The organism is Proteiniphilum sp. LBM24028, assembly GCF_056629195.1.
On sequence record NZ_CM152817.1, the window covers coordinates 3,720,507 to 3,738,700 of the forward strand.

18 protein-coding genes, 1 tRNA gene and 1 pseudogene are annotated in these 18,194 nt (G+C 42.8%); 11 read left to right on the plus strand and 9 right to left on the minus strand.

The window, feature by feature from the left end; genetic code table 11:
- Positions 1-14: 14 nt before the first annotated feature.
- Entirely contained in the window at positions 15-899 is an 885-nt protein-coding gene (locus AC1HCU_RS14885; protein WP_480367248.1) for a metal ABC transporter solute-binding protein, Zn/Mn family, read from the plus strand.
- Positions 892-1,692 (plus strand): metal ABC transporter ATP-binding protein, encoded by an 801-nt coding sequence (locus tag AC1HCU_RS14890; RefSeq protein ID WP_480371250.1) that lies wholly within the window; start codon positions 892-894, stop codon positions 1,690-1,692. The genes AC1HCU_RS14885 and AC1HCU_RS14890 overlap by 8 nt, the downstream gene beginning before the upstream one ends.
- Positions 1,693-1,700: 8 nt before the next feature.
- On the opposite strand, the gene AC1HCU_RS14895 is transcribed toward AC1HCU_RS14890, so the two are convergent.
- The 8 genes from AC1HCU_RS14895 to AC1HCU_RS14930 form a co-directional block, all read right to left on the minus strand.
- Complete coding sequence (locus tag AC1HCU_RS14895; protein WP_480367251.1) at positions 1,701-2,699, minus strand: aspartate-semialdehyde dehydrogenase; 999 nt, start codon at positions 2,697-2,699, stop codon at positions 1,701-1,703.
- A gap of 97 nt (positions 2,700-2,796) precedes the next feature.
- Positions 2,797-3,108 carry a T9SS type A sorting domain-containing protein gene (locus AC1HCU_RS14900; RefSeq protein WP_480367253.1) on the minus strand — a complete coding sequence of 104 codons (312 nt, stop codon included), beginning with the start codon at positions 3,106-3,108 and terminating at the stop codon, positions 2,797-2,799.
- A gap of 15 nt (positions 3,109-3,123) precedes the next feature.
- Positions 3,124-4,038 carry a ribonuclease Z gene (locus AC1HCU_RS14905; RefSeq protein ID WP_480367254.1) on the minus strand — a complete coding sequence of 305 codons (915 nt, stop codon included), beginning with the start codon at positions 4,036-4,038 and terminating at the stop codon, positions 3,124-3,126.
- 1 nt (position 4,039) lies between these two features.
- Positions 4,040-4,621, minus strand: a complete 582-nt coding sequence (locus AC1HCU_RS14910; protein ID WP_480367257.1) for a 7-carboxy-7-deazaguanine synthase QueE — start codon at positions 4,619-4,621, stop codon at positions 4,040-4,042.
- Positions 4,602-4,967, minus strand: coding sequence for a 6-pyruvoyl trahydropterin synthase family protein (locus AC1HCU_RS14915; RefSeq protein WP_480367260.1), 366 nt, complete (start codon positions 4,965-4,967; stop codon positions 4,602-4,604). The genes AC1HCU_RS14910 and AC1HCU_RS14915 overlap by 20 nt, the downstream gene beginning before the upstream one ends.
- A gap of 76 nt (positions 4,968-5,043) precedes the next feature.
- Entirely contained in the window at positions 5,044-6,165 is a 1,122-nt protein-coding gene (locus tag AC1HCU_RS14920; RefSeq protein WP_480371253.1) for an endonuclease/exonuclease/phosphatase family protein, read from the minus strand.
- Positions 6,149-7,036, minus strand: coding sequence for a rhomboid family intramembrane serine protease (locus AC1HCU_RS14925; RefSeq protein WP_480367263.1), 888 nt, complete (start codon positions 7,034-7,036; stop codon positions 6,149-6,151). Before AC1HCU_RS14925 ends, AC1HCU_RS14920 begins: the two co-directional genes overlap by 17 nt.
- Positions 7,020-7,697, minus strand: coding sequence for a rhomboid family intramembrane serine protease (locus tag AC1HCU_RS14930; protein ID WP_480367265.1), 678 nt, complete (start codon positions 7,695-7,697; stop codon positions 7,020-7,022). The genes AC1HCU_RS14925 and AC1HCU_RS14930 overlap by 17 nt, the downstream gene beginning before the upstream one ends.
- Positions 7,698-7,903: 206 nt before the next feature.
- Here AC1HCU_RS14930 and AC1HCU_RS14935 point away from each other — a divergent pair, with 206 nt between their 5' ends.
- From AC1HCU_RS14935 to AC1HCU_RS14965, 7 genes and pseudogenes are all read left to right on the plus strand, one after another.
- Complete coding sequence (locus tag AC1HCU_RS14935) at positions 7,904-8,170, plus strand: HU family DNA-binding protein (protein WP_480367268.1); 267 nt, start codon at positions 7,904-7,906, stop codon at positions 8,168-8,170.
- 91 nt (positions 8,171-8,261) lie between these two features.
- A tRNA-Lys gene (locus tag AC1HCU_RS14940) sits at positions 8,262-8,334 on the plus strand.
- 654 nt (positions 8,335-8,988) lie between these two features.
- A complete protein-coding gene (locus AC1HCU_RS14945; RefSeq protein WP_480367272.1) occupies positions 8,989-10,623 on the plus strand; it encodes a hypothetical protein in 1,635 nt (544 codons plus the stop codon).
- A 154-nt stretch (positions 10,624-10,777) separates the two neighbouring features.
- Complete coding sequence (locus AC1HCU_RS14950; protein ID WP_480367275.1) at positions 10,778-11,122, plus strand: helix-turn-helix domain-containing protein; 345 nt, start codon at positions 10,778-10,780, stop codon at positions 11,120-11,122.
- On the plus strand, positions 11,119-11,358 hold the full coding sequence (locus tag AC1HCU_RS14955) for a helix-turn-helix domain-containing protein (protein ID WP_480367277.1): 240 nt from the start codon (positions 11,119-11,121) through the stop codon (positions 11,356-11,358). Before AC1HCU_RS14950 ends, AC1HCU_RS14955 begins: the two co-directional genes overlap by 4 nt.
- 36 nt (positions 11,359-11,394) lie before the next feature.
- Positions 11,395-12,648, plus strand: coding sequence for an AAA family ATPase (locus tag AC1HCU_RS14960; RefSeq protein WP_480367280.1), 1,254 nt, complete (start codon positions 11,395-11,397; stop codon positions 12,646-12,648).
- Between the two features lie 307 nt (positions 12,649-12,955).
- A pseudogene (locus tag AC1HCU_RS14965) lies at positions 12,956-13,090 on the plus strand (DUF6371 domain-containing protein); the annotation flags it as partial.
- 88 nt (positions 13,091-13,178) lie between these two features.
- Here the strand turns inward: AC1HCU_RS14965 and AC1HCU_RS14970 are convergent.
- Entirely contained in the window at positions 13,179-13,307 is a 129-nt protein-coding gene (locus AC1HCU_RS14970) for a hypothetical protein (protein WP_480371287.1), read from the minus strand.
- Positions 13,308-13,459: 152 nt separating this feature from the next.
- Between AC1HCU_RS14970 and AC1HCU_RS14975 the strand changes: the two genes are divergently transcribed.
- Positions 13,460-14,329 carry a DUF6371 domain-containing protein gene (locus tag AC1HCU_RS14975; protein ID WP_480371256.1) on the plus strand — a complete coding sequence of 290 codons (870 nt, stop codon included), beginning with the start codon at positions 13,460-13,462 and terminating at the stop codon, positions 14,327-14,329.
- 484 nt (positions 14,330-14,813) lie between these two features.
- Positions 14,814-18,194, plus strand: coding sequence for a helicase-related protein (locus AC1HCU_RS14980; RefSeq protein WP_480367282.1), 3,381 nt, complete (start codon positions 14,814-14,816; stop codon positions 18,192-18,194).

The window sequence follows — 18,194 nt, forward strand, 5'->3', positions numbered from 1 at the left end:
ATCAAACTTATCCGATGAAAAAATATTTTTTTTATATTTTATTTCCCATACTGCTTCTCGCATGTCAGGAAGCGAACAAAAAAGAGGTCGCCGGACAAAAGGCGGTACTTACCGTCACCATTGAACCGCAACGTTTTTTTCTTGAACAGATTGTGGGTAACGCCTTTGCTATCAATACGCTCGTGCCTCCCGGAGCCAGTCCTGAAACCTACGAGCCGGCCCCGTCGGTGATGGTGGAGATGGGGAATAGTCGGCTCTATTTCATGGTGGGCAACCTCGGATTTGAGCAGGTATGGAGTGAACGGTTGTCGATTAACAATCCACATATGACCATTGTGAATTGTTCGGAAGGTATTGACAGGTTGGGAGATGAAGACCACACAGGTCAAGCACACGATCATGTTCATGGCGACGTTGATCCCCACGTTTGGTCATCGCCCGGAGCCGTAAAAATAATGGCCGGCAATATGCTGGAGGCGGTAGTGAAAGTTGATCCTGAAAACGAAGAGCGCTATCGTTCAAATTTTGCCAGGTTCACCCTGAAAATTAACGAAACCGATAGTCTCATACAAGAAAAACTTAGCCATGCCATCTCCCGTTCTTTTATCATTTATCATCCGGCACTCGCCTATTTCGCAGATGAATATAACTTGCACCAGCACAGTGTGGAGTTTCAGGGAAAAAACCCGTCCCCGGCGCAGATGAAAGCACTGGTTGACCTGGCCCGTAAAGAGCAGATTCGTACTTTGTTTATCCAAAAGGGATTCGATAAAAAAAATATGGAAGTCATTGCTCGGGAGACCGGGGCAGAAGTGTTTGAGATTGATCCGTTGAATTACGAATGGGATAAGGAGTTACTGCGTATGGCCGACATACTTTCGCGTGATGCAAATGAATAAGCTGATTGATATAAATAACCTGACTGTTGGTTACGAAAACAAGCCGAATGTGTTGAAAGATGTATCCCTGACCATCTGCAACGATGATTTTCTCGGTATCATCGGACCGAACGGCGGTGGGAAGACTACACTCCTGAAAGCGATTCTGGGATTGATAAAACCACAGTCGGGGTCAGTTACTTTTTATGACCACGGGCAAAAAACACCCTTCCTCAACATAGGTTATCTGCCCCAGATCAATCAGATCGATAAAAAATTTCCCATTTCCGTTTCGGAAGTAATCCTGTCGGGGCTCAAGCCCTCAGGGCATTTTTTCAGGAGATACGCCTCGAAAGATAAGCAGAAGGTGAAAGGCGTGGCTGAGCGTCTGGGCGTGGAGCAGCTTTTGTCGCGTTCCATCGGTGAGCTCTCGGGTGGCCAGCTTCAGCGGGTGTTGCTGGGGAGAGCCATTATTGACAGCCCGAAACTTATTATTCTGGATGAGCCGAGCACCTATGTGGATAAACTTTTTGAAACCAATTTCTACAAACTGCTAGGCGACATCAACAAGGATATCGCCATCATGCTGGTATCCCACGATGTGGGAACCATTATCTCACTGGTGAAAAATATAGCCTGTGTGAATCAGGGCTTGCACTATCATTCGGGTTCCAATATTTCGCAGGAATGGCTGAACAATGCCTACGAATCGTGCCCCATTGAGATATTGGGGCACGGTGCGCTTCCACACCGGGTACTGCTACAACATGATCACCCGGACACGGAACCGCATTCACACGATGAAATGCGGTGAGAGACGGCTTATTGGCTGATCAGATACTCTGCGATTTGTACGGCATTGAGCGCGGCACCCTTGCGGATTTGGTCCGAAACGGTCCAGAAGGTCAGCCCGTTCTCGTTGGTCAGGTCCTTGCGGATGCGTCCCACGTAGACAGGATCTTTACCGGTGAGATCCAATGGCATGGGGTACTCCTTATTGGCCGGGTTGTCGATCACTACCACCCCTTTGGCATTGCTGAAAGCGGCACGGGCCTCTTCCAGCGACAGTGGACGCTCCGTCTCGATCCAGATGGCCTCGGAATGGGCACGCATAACCGGGACACGCACGCAGGTGGCACTTACCTCAATATTGGAGTGCATGATCTTGCGTGTTTCGTTGTACATCTTCATCTCCTCCTTCGTGTATCCGTTGTCGGTGAATACATCAACCTGCGGAATCAGGTTGTATGCCAGCTGATAGGCAAATTTTGAAACGGTAGGTTTTTCGCCGTTTATCAGTTGGGTGTGTTGATCTTCTAGTTCCTGCATAGCTGCAGCACCGGCACCCGAGGCGGCCTGGTATGTAGCTACATGTACTTTTTTTATGTGGGTGATATCTTCAATTGCCTTCAGTGCTACCACTAGCTGTGCGGTGGTGCAGTTGGGGTTGGCGATGATGCCGCGCGGTGTGAGGAGCGCATCTTCGGCGTTCACCTCCGGCACCACGAGTGGTACATCTTCCTCCATACGGAAAGCGCTGGAGTTATCGATCATGATGGCACCATATTTGGTAATGGTTCCGGCATATTCCAGCGAAGTACCGCCACCGGCAGATACAAACGCTATGTTGATATCCTTGAAGTCGTCGTTGTGCTGCAACTCCTTCACGGCAATTTCTTTCCCCTTAAAGTTATAGACAGTTCCGGCACTCCTTGAAGAGCCAAACAAATGCAATTCATCCAGGGGGAAATTTCTTTCTTCCAGTACGCGGAGTAATTCCTGACCCACAGCTCCGCTGGTACCTACAATAGCGATGTTCATACGATTAATTTTTTATATTGATAACCATTTATTCATGAAATAAAGATCACAAAGATATAAAAAAGGGAATGGAAGTAGCAAACTGAAAATGTTAAACTTAACTGATGGCTATTTTTTTTGTTATCTTCCCGATTTTAAGGATATAAAATCCCTTCGACAGGGAGAGTAAATATTCATTGGTTCCTGCTTTCACGCGACGGCTGTATACTTTCACACCCATGATGTTATAAATCTCCAGTATGTCGTCCTTGGGCAGATTCTCAATGGTGAGCCGGTTCTCCGACAGCTTTATGTTTACCTTTTCCGGTGTCTCCATTATACTCCTCCGGGGATTCTCCTGCGACAGGAGTGAAAATCCCATTCCCCCCGACAGGAGGGCCGTCAAAAGGATGACATAGAAATGTTTCATAGAATCTGGATCACCTCACAAAGATACTGTTTTTCCCTCAACGGCAAGTTCTGTATGGGGAAAAACGGCTAGGGCCTCTTTCAGGAGCGAGCCTATTTCACTGTATCGCGATGAATAATGACCGATTATTAACTTTTTCACTCCGGCTGCCACGGCTATTTCGGCAGCCTGACGGGCAGTGGAGTGGAATGTTTCTTCAGCGCGCACCAGTTCACTCTCGGCAAATGTGGCCTCGTGATAAAGCAGATCCACATTTTTAATATGGGGAATGATCTCGGGCGCATAAGCCGTGTCGGAGCAATATGCGTAACTCCGGGCAGGATTGCCGGGGCAGGTGAGGTGCTCGTTGAGTATGAGGGTTCCTTCGGGAGTGAGATAGTCGGCTCCGTTTTTAATCTCCTGTATCCGCCTCACAGGGATATGATAAAAGTCGATCATCTCCCGTATGATGTGGCGTGGTGACTCTTTCTTCTCAAAGAGAAACCCGTTCGCGTCAATGCGGTGCTTCAGCGGGAAGGAACTTACTTTTATTGTTTTGTTTTCATAAAGCAGCTCCCCGGCATTGGGATTCAACGGGAAGATATTTATCTTGAAAGACATATGTTTACCCAAGTAGGTCAGAAGCGGGTTTAGCAGAAAATCGATCTCCTTGTGGGCATAGATATTCAGATCGGTTGTTCTTCCCAGCAGGCTGAGTGTGGAAAGCAGGCCGGGCAAACCGAAGATATGATCTCCGTGCAGATGAGAGATAAAAACACTATGGAGTTTGCTCATGCGGGCCTTATACTTCCGCATTTGCAACTGTGTACCCTCACCGCAATCGATCATGAACAGCTTCTCGTCCATGTCGATCAGTTGCGAGGGAGGGTGGTGCAGTGTGGTAGGCATGGCCGATCCGCAACCCAGTATGGTTATCTCGAATTTAGTCATGTCAGCGTATGCCAATCAGCTTATGAATTTGAAGACTCAATGCCCATTGAGGATTATCTTTGATCAGAGAGATACAATAATCTACATTCTCCTGTATGATGCGTTTATTATCGAAAATGGGGCTAAGCAGGTAGCGTGCTGTCTCCGGGAGGATGGAGATATCGGGTAGAGGATCGCCCTTTTGGATCGGAAACCGCAATTCATCTACATGGGGAATAAGCTCCCTGACTTTTTCAAAATCCTGTTTTGGGCTACAGGTGATGTAGTCAATACCGGCAGGGATCTTCCGTGTGCCATTGGTCTCAATGGCCTGCAGGTATCCCGCATCCTTGAAGAATGCTACGATGGCATCTGTCAACTGCAGTGCCGGTTCGCCTCCTGTCCATATGATCCATTTGCAGCCGTACTGGTTGATTTCATCGAGTACTTCGCCGGGAGTCATCTTCACACCCCTTTCGAAGTCTGTATCACAAAAGCTGCATGCAAGGTTGCACTTGGCCAGCCTGATAAAGATGGATGCCTGGCCGGTACGTCCCCCCTCACCCTGGAGCGAGTAGAATATCTCATTCACATTCAGGTTCATATATTGCTGATGTTTTGGGCGTTTCGCTTACTTCCACGGCATACAACTCCGGCAACTGCGGCTTGAACCGGTCATATATCATTTTGGCAATGTTCTCGGCCGAGGAGTTGAGTGGTGCGAGAATATCATTCAGGTTGCGGTGATCGAGTGTGCCATCTATATAGCTCTTCACCATACGCAATTCGTTGTAATCACGTACGAAGCCCTGCGGATTCAGTTCTTTGGCTCGCAGGTGGACTGTGACCACGTAATTGTGTCCGTGCAGCCGGCTGCACGGATGATCGTCGGGCAGTCCGAATAGCGAATGGGCTGCCGAAAATGAAAACTCTTTGCTTATTTTGTACATCTTTCTGATTGGTTGATTTGCCGGTTGGCGAATCGTAATTCATTTTCACATTAATTCTTACCCACCTTCGTATGGGTTACTCCAGTCTCAGAGAGGCCCTCAGCGGATAGTGATCTGAAAATTTCTTCTTATCGGTCTTTGCACTGAAGGCCTTGATATTTTTGCTGTGCATAATATAATCGATCCGAAACAAAAAAAGATCTTCGTGATAGGTAATTCCCGGACCAAAGGCCGTGGAAACATAGGCATCCTTCAATCCTCTTTTCATCTGGTGGTAGGCGTACGATATGGGTGTGTCATTAAAGTCCCCGCAGATGATTGTTCCTTTCGTCTCCTGATTATCAATGTACTTCTTCACTTTCTCCGTCTGCTGCGCACGCATGCGGTAAGCACCTCCCAGCCGGGTGCGGATATTGGTTGTTATCGTCTCCAGTTTTACCGAATCGGAATTCTGAATAAAATCGCTGTACAACTTTTTGTCTTCCGCCTTAATACTGTTCGATTCCAGATGCACGTTGGCAACCGTATACCTGTTTCCTTTTATGTTGATCGTATAAACTGCCGCTCCATTATAGGAGGATTCAAATACCACTTCATGCGTCTTCTCGATCGGATATTTCGAGAAGCAGGCGAGACCGAAGATATGGTATTTTCCCGAAGATTCCAAGCCGGTGACCGAACGATAAGGATATTTATTAAGAATACGGTTTACGTCACGCTGTGAAAAGATAGACTGGCCGGTTTTACTTACCAGGTATTCCTGCAGGCAGACAATATCTGCATTGGTACGGGCTATATAATCGAGAATGGGATGTTCAGCTGAATTTTTGTTTCTTTCCTCCGGAAATCCCTGCACATTGTAAGTCAGGATCTCTAAGGTCTCCGTGGGAGCTTCTTCCGGAAAAAGATGCATCGGGAAAAAGGTTGTAACCGGTTTATGACATAGCAGAATAGCAGCCAGTGAGATGAGTGCCAGTTTCCATTTCGAGAAGATGATCCAGAAAACCAGGTAGCATACATTAAGCAGGAAAATCAATCCGAAGCCCAGGCCTATGTATGAGAAGAGGTTTGTTTTCAGCGGCGAGACGTTCCATGAAAGGAAAGCCGAAAAAAGAAGGATAATAGCTACTATGTTGGTAGCAAAAACGGACCATTTGACGATATCCCTGAATCTTATTTTTTTATTTTTTGCTCGCATCAAAAAGCTTCTTTTTTTCGTCTGCGGAGAGACTGCTGTATCCTGATTGTTTCAGTTTGTCGAGGATGGCATCAATCTCTTCCTGTTCGCTGTGTCTGCGTTTGTTGTAATCCCAGTCGGTTTCATGGCGGACATGTTCAACCCTTAGTTTTGTTTTCTTTTGGCGGGGTTTGAATAACCCTGCAGACCAATCGATACATTTGCTCATCCAATGCGTGATGTCCCTGCCTTTTTTATACTGTGTGGCGAACAGGAATCCCAGAAGCGCTCCCCCGATATGTGCCACATGTCCACCCGGGTTGGTAGTATTGCCGAGAGATAGAAAATCAAGTACGAACGCAAAAATGGCGATGTACACAATTTTTACCGGGCCCACGAAAAGAAGGTGCAGCTGTACGTCGGGACGATAAAAAGCTGCTCCCATCACAATTGCCATGACAGACGCCGAGGCGCCGATCATCCATCCCCGCCCCATGTCCATATAGTAGGGAATAGTATTGAAGGCGGCTACATAAAGCAACGCCCCTGCCAGTCCCCCCAGCAGGTAAAGGCTGCCCAATGAGCGTCCGGAGAAGTACTGTAGGAAAATCTGTCCGAACCAATAGAGCCAAAGCATGTTAAACAGGAGATGCAGGAATCCCTCATGTACGAACATATAGGTAAAGGGTGTCCAGAGACTGCCAAGAAGTAACGGAATATGGGAGGGTACTCCCAGAAAGGCAATCAGGTCAAGGTTGTTAATATTAAACAGGGTGAATATTACACCGATAACCTTCAGAACAATAAAAACGGCCGTGTTAATAAAGATGAGCCTGGTCATCATACTGCCCGTTTTATATTTTTGGTTGAGCATGTCAATAATATCTGCCATCTTTTCTGTCCTTGTTTCTCCAATATAAAATCATAAATATCCCGAAGAGCATTCCTCCCAGATGGGCAAAATGAGCCACATTATCACCTGACCTGTTGGCTACCCCAAAAACCAGTTCCAGCAGGCCATATCCTATTACGAACCACTTGGCTTTGATGGGGAAGGGAAAGGGAATGATAAATAGTTCTGCGTTAGGGAAAAGCATTCCGAATGCCAGTAGGATGCCGAATACAGCACCAGAGGCTCCAACCGTGACACTGTCAATCATTGAAAACATCTCCTGTGGTATCACTGCCTGTGCACGGATAAATATTACCAGCAGCTGAATAAGTCCTGCACCAATTCCGGTGATCAGGTAGTAGGAAAGAAAACGCTTTGGCCCCCATATTTGTTCCAGTGTACGCCCGAACATAAAAACGGCAAACATATTAAAGAAAACATGGGAAAAGGAATAGGGATCATGCAGGAACATATAAGTAACCAGCTGATAAATGCGAAAATCGGGCGAGGAGGGAAAGTGAAGGCCAAAAAGTTGCGACAGGTCAATACCGGCTCTGCTCAAAAATACATACTGCGACAACCAGATTATTCCGTTGATGATGATGATATTTTTGGTGACAAGCGGCAAAAGACCGGCAAAGCTGTTTCTATAATTGTTCATTCTTATAATCTGATGTTGAGGCGCAAAAATACGTATTATTTTGCAGCTGGTGTGGTTTTTTGACCCATAAAGTGCTTTTTTTTTAGAAAATCAAATACTTTTTATCTTTTTTCTTGATTGTTTTCGATTTATCACTTATATTTGACGGCAAAATAAGGCTCAGCCTTGACTTAATGTATGTTTAATTTCTTTATTTACGTTTTCTTATGAATAAATCAGAACTAATTAGTGCTATTGCTGAACAATCAGGCCTTAGCAAAGTGGATGCAAAGAAAGCATTGGATGCTACACTTGAAACAATCTCTGCAGAAGTGAAAGCCGGTGGTAAAGTTGTGTTGGTTGGATTTGGCACATTTTCTGTATCAGAAAGAAGTGCAAGAAAAGGTATCAACCCGCGTACAAAGAAGCCCATCAACATTCCTGCAAAGAAAACGGCCAAGTTTAAAGCTGGTTCAGAACTTTCAAATCTTTAAGGACGTAGTCGTGGAATAAAAGAGGAACAAATTTTCAGGTTTGTTCCTTTTTTATTTCTAAAAAATCTGTACCTTTGTGCCTCTTAAAAATGACTCCGTAGCTCAGTTGGTAGAGCAATTGACTCTTAATCAATGGGTCGAGGGTTCGAGCCCCTCCGGGGTCACTTCATAATCAAGCACTTACCGAATAAAACGGTAGGTGCTTTTTCATTGGGTCATACATAGGTCATACAAATTGATAATAATATCAAGATATATCGCAATACAAACCATACTGTAAGGAGTATTCAATTCTAAAACGATGCAGTTTATCCTAGATCTTGAAAACCAATATATCTCCATTTGGTAACAAATAGTTGTATAACTACCTGTACCAACAGTTACCAATCTGTTACCAACACTTTCGGCAATCGGTTTGCTTCATAATCTCCTTAGAACGACAAGACAATCAATACGATAACATTACACAACAAATCACCCAATTGAATATCTTTCCAACTATCCACCCTCTAAACCCAATTATGTCCTAAAATTTCTGTTACCTATCCAACTCATTTATTCAATACTCAAACTCCAGGCCCCTCTCTCATCCCCTACAAAATCAGCATGATACTCTCTTTTGTCTTTTTTATTGTTACTTTTGTACCATTGTCGGCTAACCCGTTCAATCTTATAAGCTATTACTTTCAATGAAATCTAATTAGGGACACCGGCAATAATCGGGTATTAGAGGTGCCCAATTGTTCTCTTGATAAACCATTCGGCACTACCAGGAGCCTTGAAAAGGATGTAAGTTTTACAGCGTTTTCAAGTCATGAATGATTCTTTCAATTAGTTTTGATAAGAATGTCAGGTATTTTGTTGCGCATGAGATCTCTGATGAAGATCCATTGCTGTTGGCGTTTAATTCAATCAGTGCAACCATGAGAGCGAAAGAAAAGCTTGAATTCAACAGAAGAGAATTCGATTATTTCGATCAAGTCAAAAAATCTATCTACAATCTCTATCCCCTGAGAACCGATAAACGAAAAACAAAAGACTATTTCAGCAAGTATCTGTATGCCGATGCCAGATACCGGAGGAAGATCAAAACCAACAACGGTACCCACGAAACCGTAAGTTTCCATGAGAACAAGGATGAAGTCGATCACTTGATTGCCTACAGGGTCCGGAAGGAGATACAAAACGCGATATGTGACGATAAAACTTTTCTTTATGCCTACAACATTATCGAGCGAGATCACAATCCTTACGACGAAGATCAAAAAGGCAAAACCGTAAAGCTGAAACCTGAGACATTAGCCTCATCTGAAGAGATTGAAGGTGAGTGCGCCCGCTACAAAGAGGATTTTCCAAAGAACAACCTGGGTGATTATCTGCTCGATGAGAGAAATTTTGAATTTTACAACGAACGATTCTGTGATTTCATAGTGGATGAGGAGTGGTGGCTTTTTGTTTTCAACAAATCCTATGAGATCTTCGATCGATTACGCGTCCTGGCTTATGATCCCTTTAAAGCACATTACCTGGCAAACAACATCTATTTTGGGGACATGCTAATGGAAGAAACCATCCTCGACCTCCTGCTCATGCTGATAAACAATTACAACTATGATCTGACGCCGGTACAGAAGAAGAAACTCAAAATGCTTGCAATAAGCATAGAACAATATCGTAATGAGCATTTTCTTGTGATTGAAAATAAGTATCTCGAAATCATTCCCTCTCTCAACCTCAATGAGGTAAAATGGATGAAAGCAACCAAGCTGTTCAATCATCATCTCATCACACATTGGGTGACCCATCCCGATTTCACTCATGATCAGCAATTACAGATCCTCAAGTTGATTGAGGATAAATACCTCATCGAAAAGCAGCGTCACCCCGATATATTTTGTTACGATTTAACCGGATGTTTCACTCAGCTGCGACAGCGCTTGATGTGCGATGATGACAACAGCGACAATTCCGATGCACAAGCTGCATCCAACCCACCAAAAAAACATCTAACCATGAAACAAACCATCACGGAACAGAGCACGATAATAGATGATTTTAAAATCTATATCGCCAAACTCACCGAGATAATCAGGCAAAAGGATGAAGAACTGCGGTTGCTAGCAGTCAAATACGATGCCGAGATCGAGAACATGAAGATACTCCTCAACGATCATCCAGAGAGCTACAACCGCAAAGGGCTGACTCTTGCTCAGCTGATTCTCGTCTTCTATTATATGCTGAATGAGCTGGGCGTCAACTTCAACAATACATTCAAAGTGCAATGGGCCCGTTTCATGGTGAAAGTCACAGGCAAGCATATTCAAAATATCAAAACGGAACTCAATATCGACTTCGAAAGCACAAAAACCAAAAAGAACCTCAAGATTGTGGGCGATCTTTTCCGGGAATTGCTCCCAAAAATCACAGCAAAAATAGAAAATGATAGTATATAACATTATTTAACGCAATTGGTAGTGACACTATTACACTACTTTTCCCACTACCTCCCAATTTTTGCCTTTTATATTTGCACCACTGTCTCACCGCCGAGGCAGTGGTGCTCTTTTCTATTGGCACGGATGATCACCTATATGCTTTTTAACAACCATGGAAGAAAAGACGATTACCTTCAACGACATCCCCGAGGCGATGAACTACCTCATCGTGAAGATGAACGACCTGGAAGAGCTGATCAGAACTTCGGCCGACACACAACCCGACCCGAATGCCTGGTTCAACATCGAAGAGCTTTGCGAATACCTGCCCGACCGCCCGGCTAGACAAACGGTCTACGGTTGGGTATTCCAGAAGAAGATCCCCTATCACAAGAAAGGGAAAAAGCTGCAGTTTTTGAAATGTGAGATCGATGAGTGGCTGCATACCGATGAACTGCAACAGGAAGTTATCCCGAATCCCGTTATGCACCTCAATAACAAAAGAAGAAGATCATGAACCAGGTAAAACATTACGCTATCCTTTACGAGTGGGCCGACTGGGTGGATTCACAGGATGTGATGCAGAAATTTCACATCTCCGTCCGTACTTTACAGAACTGGCGTACCAATCGGCTGCTGCCTTACTCCCGCATCCGCGGGAAAATCTACTATCGGAAGTCTGACATCCTCGTCATCCTCCAGAAAAATTACAATGGCACACGGAAATCTTTGTTGCCGGAGTTCAATGATTGATGGATTCAATTTCGATGAATCAACTATAGCTGTATCATGAAACCGAATAGTCTCTCTTCCGATGCAACGCATCCGGAAGATCTCCTGGATATTGACATCGAACAATTCAGGGGCAATAATTTCATAACGCTGTTGGAGGCTGATCTGAACGACAACCTCCAACAGCTTAAAGCAACACTACCTGCCGGACTTCTCGAGGTCAAGACCGCGAACAGCTGGATCGAACAGGCATCCAAACGACCCATCCCCAGGATGTTGTTCAGCGAGTTCTGGTATGAGCAGGAGCTCTGCATCCTCTTTGCCGATACCAACGTGGGCAAGACTATCCTGGCGGTACAAATCGCCGACAGCATCTCCCGCGGACAATCCATCCCGGGATTCAAACTGGAAACCATGGCGCAAAAAGTGATTTACTGCGACTTCGAATTGAATGACAAACAGTTCCAGGGTAGGTACTCCCACAATTATGGAGAACCTTATGTTTTCAGCGACAACTTCCTCCGTGTGGAGATCAACCCCGATGCTGTCTTTCCCGAGGATGCTTCTTTCGAGCTTTCCCTCAGCAACGCGATAGAAAGTGTGATTATCGAAACCGGTGCCAAGATCTTAATCATCGATAACATCACCTACCTCCGCCACGAGAACGAGCGGGCTAAGGATGCGCTACCGCTAATGAAACACCTGAAAATGTTGAAGAATAAGTACCACCTCTCTCTGCTGGTCCTGGCACACACGCCAAAGCGTGATCTCACAAAGCCACTTACCCGGAACGATCTGCAGGGGAGCAAGGTGTTGATGAATTTCTGCGACAGCAGCTTCGCGATAGGAGAGAGCTCTTCCGACAGCTCTTTTCGTTATATCAAGATGATCAAGGTCCGCTCCACCGAGCACATCTACGACAGCTACAACATTATCGTCTGCCAGATCACCAAACCGGACAATTTCCTACACTTCAACTTCCTGCATCTCGACAGTGAGTACAAGCATCTCAAAACGGTGACGGAACGAGACAGGGAGATACTGGAAGAGGAGGTCCGCAGATGCATCGATGAGCAACCCTCCATCTCCGCTTACGCAATTGCCAAGCGACTCTGCCCGGAGGAGAAAAAATTCAACAGCTTCAAGATCAAAATACTTCGCATCTACAAGAAGATCATCCAGGATATCAAGCTCGATGATTATGTAGATTCCCGCCAGCTGGATCTTTTCAAACCCGAAGATTATAACCGGTTAAATGGGTATGAAGATATCCAGACCTGTACCAACCCGGAAAAGTTACTCCCAACCTGACTCTGTTAGTTCCAAACACATCTCGAAGCAATGAAGAATAAACCTCCACCTCCAGCCTCTGGCTCTTTTCGTTCCGAAAACAACTTGAAGAAACGAAAACAAAACCTCCACCCCCAGTCTCTGACTTTGATCCTGCCGAACCCCAAGGTTCAGAATGGTAACAAAGTTGGTAACACTGGTAACATCGGTAACCCTCCTATATATATGTTCCTTTGTTACCAATTTCCATAACTATTAGAATATCAATAACAAAGGTGTAAATACATTGGTAACACCCTGTTACCAATCACTAAATTCACTCGCGATTATGTACAAACCTCCCTATCTCCAGAAGTATGCCGGCAAATCCACCCGATTCACCTGTCCCGGTTGCAAGACGCCCTACAGTTTCACCCGCTACCTTGATGGTGAAACCCACCAACCCATCCACCCAACAGTCGGTCGCTGCAACCGCGAAATCAAATGCGGTTACCATTATACACCCCGGCAATATTTCTCAGATCTCAAACGCCAGGATCCCCACTTCTCAATTACACAACAACATAGATATCCTCATCAGGATCTCCATTCACCAATCTCACATAACCATGGCTATGCTCATTTGAATTCACATGCCTCATCTCAACCAGCACCACCGCAATCCAGTTCAGATACCACATCACCCTCAAATTTATCTCAACATCAGAAACCGGTACCCAAGGTCTCCAATCATCTTACCAGATATCAGAAAGATCAATCAACCGGTCCCCATCTCTTACACACTTACCCCGAACCCAGTGAACTATTTCCTGTACCTCAACCCATCCAACCAGTGAAACCTCCCGACTATATTCCTCACAAATACCTGAAACGCTCCCTCTCCCTCGACTCCAACTTTGTCCGGTTCCTCCGTAAACATTTCTCCGATCTGCAGATTGCCGAGGCAGCAAACAACTACCTACTGGGCGCCACGATAAAGAAGGAAGTAATATTCTGGCAAATTGATATCCATGGAAAAATACGGACCGGTAAGATCATGCAGTACAACCCGCAAACCGGCCGGCGCATCAAAACCGGATATGGTGGCATCAACTGGGTCCACCACAAGCTGAAGAAATCCAACCCCTCATTCTCCGACTTTAACCTCTCTCAGTGCAACTTTGGTGAGCACCTCCTCCGTCTCTACCCCGATAAACCGGTAGCGATCGTTGAGGCAGAGAAAACTGCTGTGATCGCAAGCATGATCTACCACAACTACAACTGGCTTGCAGCCGGAAACCTCAACGGTCTCAATATTGAAAAATCAAGAATACTCCACTACAAAACAGTCATCCTCTATCCCGACGCCGGTTGTTACGAGAAATGGAACATGAAGAAAGAAGAGATTCGCAATGAGATCTTCTGTCAAATCGACATCTCCAATCTGGTGGAAACCCATGCAACCCCCCAACAATCCCACGACGGTTACGACATTGCCGACTACATCCTCAAGCAACTAGAAGAATCAAAACAAATAAAAATATCAGCAGAAGATCCCCACCGGTACCACAATAAATCTCAACACCCAGGGACACCCAATCCTACACCTCATCTTCAAACCAGAAACAATCCAGCTCCCCAACAAACCGCATCATTCAGCCCCACACTCCGCCAAATGATTGATCTCAACCCCTCACTACTAACCCTTATCCATGAATTCTAATTGGTAGAATGCAATTGAACGAAATACCTACTGCCAATTAAGTGATCAAGTAGTGACAATAAAAGTGACCAAGTAACCATATCTGCAACCATACCGGTAATATGTCTGATAATTAGCTGAATTTTATTGATATTTCTCTATTATGACACAAATTGTCAAATGAAATCTCTACTATTGTATAGTTTTCGCACGAGGTTTGTTAATAAGACATTTAAATCAAATTTAAATAAGTAATTACACTTTGCTTCTTTCATTCCGAAAATTAACAGCAAAGGAAATTGATAACTTTCATATCATTGAAATATAACAGTCTAAGGTGATGAGAGAATCTTATTATTTCTTATCTTTGTTTTTGAATCGATGTGTCTGCTTTTGTATTCAACTTCTAATAATATTGAACTTTGTTGTTAATCTCTTAATGTTGAGTTTGAAAGAAAAGAGATACATATTAAATCTAATCAATTGATTATTAAATTCTCAATACATGATATTAGATAACGAAAACGATAACTTAAAAGTACATGAGTGGATATCCTCGTATACTGAAAAAGGAAAACTTAACATTGTCACGGGTTACTTCACAATTGGTGCATTAGCTTGGCTTTCTAAAGAAATCAATGATAAGATCTCTGAATTTAGATTAATTCTTGGTGATATCGTTAACGTTGATTCAATTGACAACAGGCCACTCGATCTGTTAAATGAGAACATAACAGTTGAAGCTGCATTAAGACTCAATAGCTTATCACAGGAAGCTGTCAATTTCTTGAAGCAAGACAAGGTTGTTGCTAAAACACTGGAGCCTAATTTTTGCCATGCAAAAAGTTACTTGTTTGATCCTGAGAATTTAGATGACAGGAATAAGTATTTTATCTCAGGAAGTTCAAATTTAACTGAGGCAGGGATTGGACTAAAATTTACAAGTAATGTAGAGTTGAATATTGCAGAAACAGGTAACAACAATCAATATAAAGAGTTAGTTGATTGGTTTGAAAATTTGTGGATACGCCCGCAAGCACATAAAGACAAAACATTGATTTCTCCCGATGGAACAAAAACCAAAATTGACTTTAAGCAATATTTAATCAGCGAAATTGAACGTATTTTTATCAAATACACCCCAAGAGAACTATACTACAAAATTCTATTTGAACTGTTTGGCAATCAGTTAAGTGATATTGAGGATGACCCGAATTTCAACCGACAGATTGGCCGATTAGAAAATTCAGTGGTATTTAATTCATTATATGATTTTCAGAAAAATGGAGTTCTGAGTTTAATTCGAATGCTTCAAAAGTATAACGGAGCCATTCTAGCTGATGCTGTTGGTCTAGGCAAAACTTGGAGTGCACTTGCAGTGATGAAGTTTTTTCAGCTTCAAGGCCGCGAAGTTCTATTGTTATGTCCAAAGAAACTTGAGCACAATTGGAGGAGATATTTAAAACACCAGGATTCTCGATTTGAAAAGGATCAGTTCGAATATTTTATAAGATTTCATACCGATATGAATGAAGATAGAATGGAGAAATATACTGATCGAGCTGATAAGTTTTTTGTTAACAGCAAACCAAAACTGATCGTAATTGATGAAAGTCATAACCTTAGAAATGACAAATCGAATAGATACAAATTTTTGCTTGAAGAGATCCTGAAATATAATGAAGATATAAAAGTACTGCTTCTCTCCGCTACACCAATCAATAATTCACTTATTGATATTCGTAATCAATTTAAACTAATAACACAAGGTGATTTAGCCGGATATGATGAGAGTTTAGGTATAAGAAATCTTGAGTATACGTTCCGTTCTGCTCAAAAATCATTCAATGAATGGAAAGAACACGATAATCCTAGAATAGGGGATTTGATCAATATGCTTCCTTCAAATTTCTTTACGCTAACTGATTCATTAATTTTGGCAAGAACACGAAAAATGATTGAAGGAAAACAAATTGGACTAACATTTCCTGAAAAGGATAAACCAATCAATCGATTTGTGACTCCTAGTCAATTAGGCAATTTTGAATCATTCGAAGAGCTATTCGAGCACTTTCCTCCAATGCTTTCAGGATACCAACCATCCTATTATCTCGAGGATGAGAGAGAAAAAAATGTACTCCTGGATGAAAAACAAAGAGAGCGATTTTTAGTGAAGATGATGTACATATTGATGGTCAAACGTCTGGAATCATCATGGTATTCATTTTATTCAACTGTAGTAAAAATTAGGGATCATCATCAGAATGCATTGGATATAATCAGAGCTTACCAAGAGGGTAACTGTAATGGAAAACTTGATGATGATAATGATAGCTTGATTGATGATGATGATTTACAGGCTGAATATGAGGAACTAGCTCTTGGCTCGAAAAGGAAAATTGATCTCTCAGAAATTGATGCTGCGGGCACTCTTGAGAACTATAAAAAAGATTTAAAGAAGGATTTGGATTCACTTAATAACCTTGTCTTTAATCTTCAAAAATTCAAAGACAAGATTGAAAGTGAAGTGCTGCGATCTGGATCATTAAGTTCTTCAGATGATAAGCTGCAAGTGTTGATGTCAGAAATTAATACTAAAAGAGCAAAAGGGGCTAACTCCGGTAATTCCAAAGTCTTAATTTTTACGGTGTATCGAGATACAGCTGAATACTTATTCCATCAACTTAAAAGTAGAGGTTTTAATAGGTTGGCTATGGTCTCGGGTACTGGGTCGCTTACGGACGATTCTGATGAAGAAACAAAAAATTTCGAACCCATATTGGAACGCTTTGCCCCCTATACAAAGCTATTCATGGAAATGGATTGGGATTTTCATTCCACTAAGAATGATTTGGAAAAGTACCAGGATTGGATTCATTGGATTGAACAAAATCACCCTAAAACTTTTGCAAAAATTCATAATCCCATTGACATACTTATTGCAACAGATGTTTTAAGTGAAGGTCAAAATCTTCAGGATGCCGATATGGTTATCAACTACGATATTCATTGGAATCCGGTGAGAATTGTGCAACGGTTTGGTAGAATTGACAGGATAGGTAGTCCAAATAAAACGATATTTGGTGTTAACTTTTGGCCTTCCAACAATATTAATACTTATCTGAACCTGCAGGGAAGGATTGAACATCGTATGGCTGCAATGAAATTGGCAGGTGCTGAGGTTATTGATAAACTCACTGATAGTTTCAGTGATATGGTTAAAGATGAATCGTTAGACCAACGTATGAACAACCGTATGTTGGAAAAAATGCAGGTTACTTTTGAAGATTTAGAGGGTGAAGATACTTTTGGTCTTGAAGATCTTTCATTAGAAACATATCGACAGGATTTATTGGAAGAAATCAGTAAGAATAAGGATAAGTACATTCATATGCCTAATGGGGTATACACTGGCTTTAACGCCGATAAATTGATTTGTCCGGAAAATGGTCTTATTGCTCTTCTGGGGTATCCAGCTAGAACTGCTGCAACAATCAAATTAGAATATAAATCTTACGACCTGATTTACATTAATATGAAGGGTAAACTGGTTCATTTGAATCAAAAAGATGTACTTGATGCACTTACTTTTCATAAAGATAGAGATCGTTATGTTCCAAACGCTATAGACAAGGGTGATGAATCAGCCATCAATGAGTTAGCTTACGCAATTAAAACATGGCTACAAAATCAGGCTGTTGATGAACAGGTTATCGAAGATGGGAAAACAAAGAAAACGATGGGAAAAGAAATCAGAAATCTTCTTTCAAAATTGCGAAAAGGTGATAGAGATGCGTTGTCTCGAATAAAACAAAATATTAAAGCGGATGAAAAGTTTCAACCCGAAAATTTCGATTTAATTACCTGGTTCTTAGTTGCTATATAA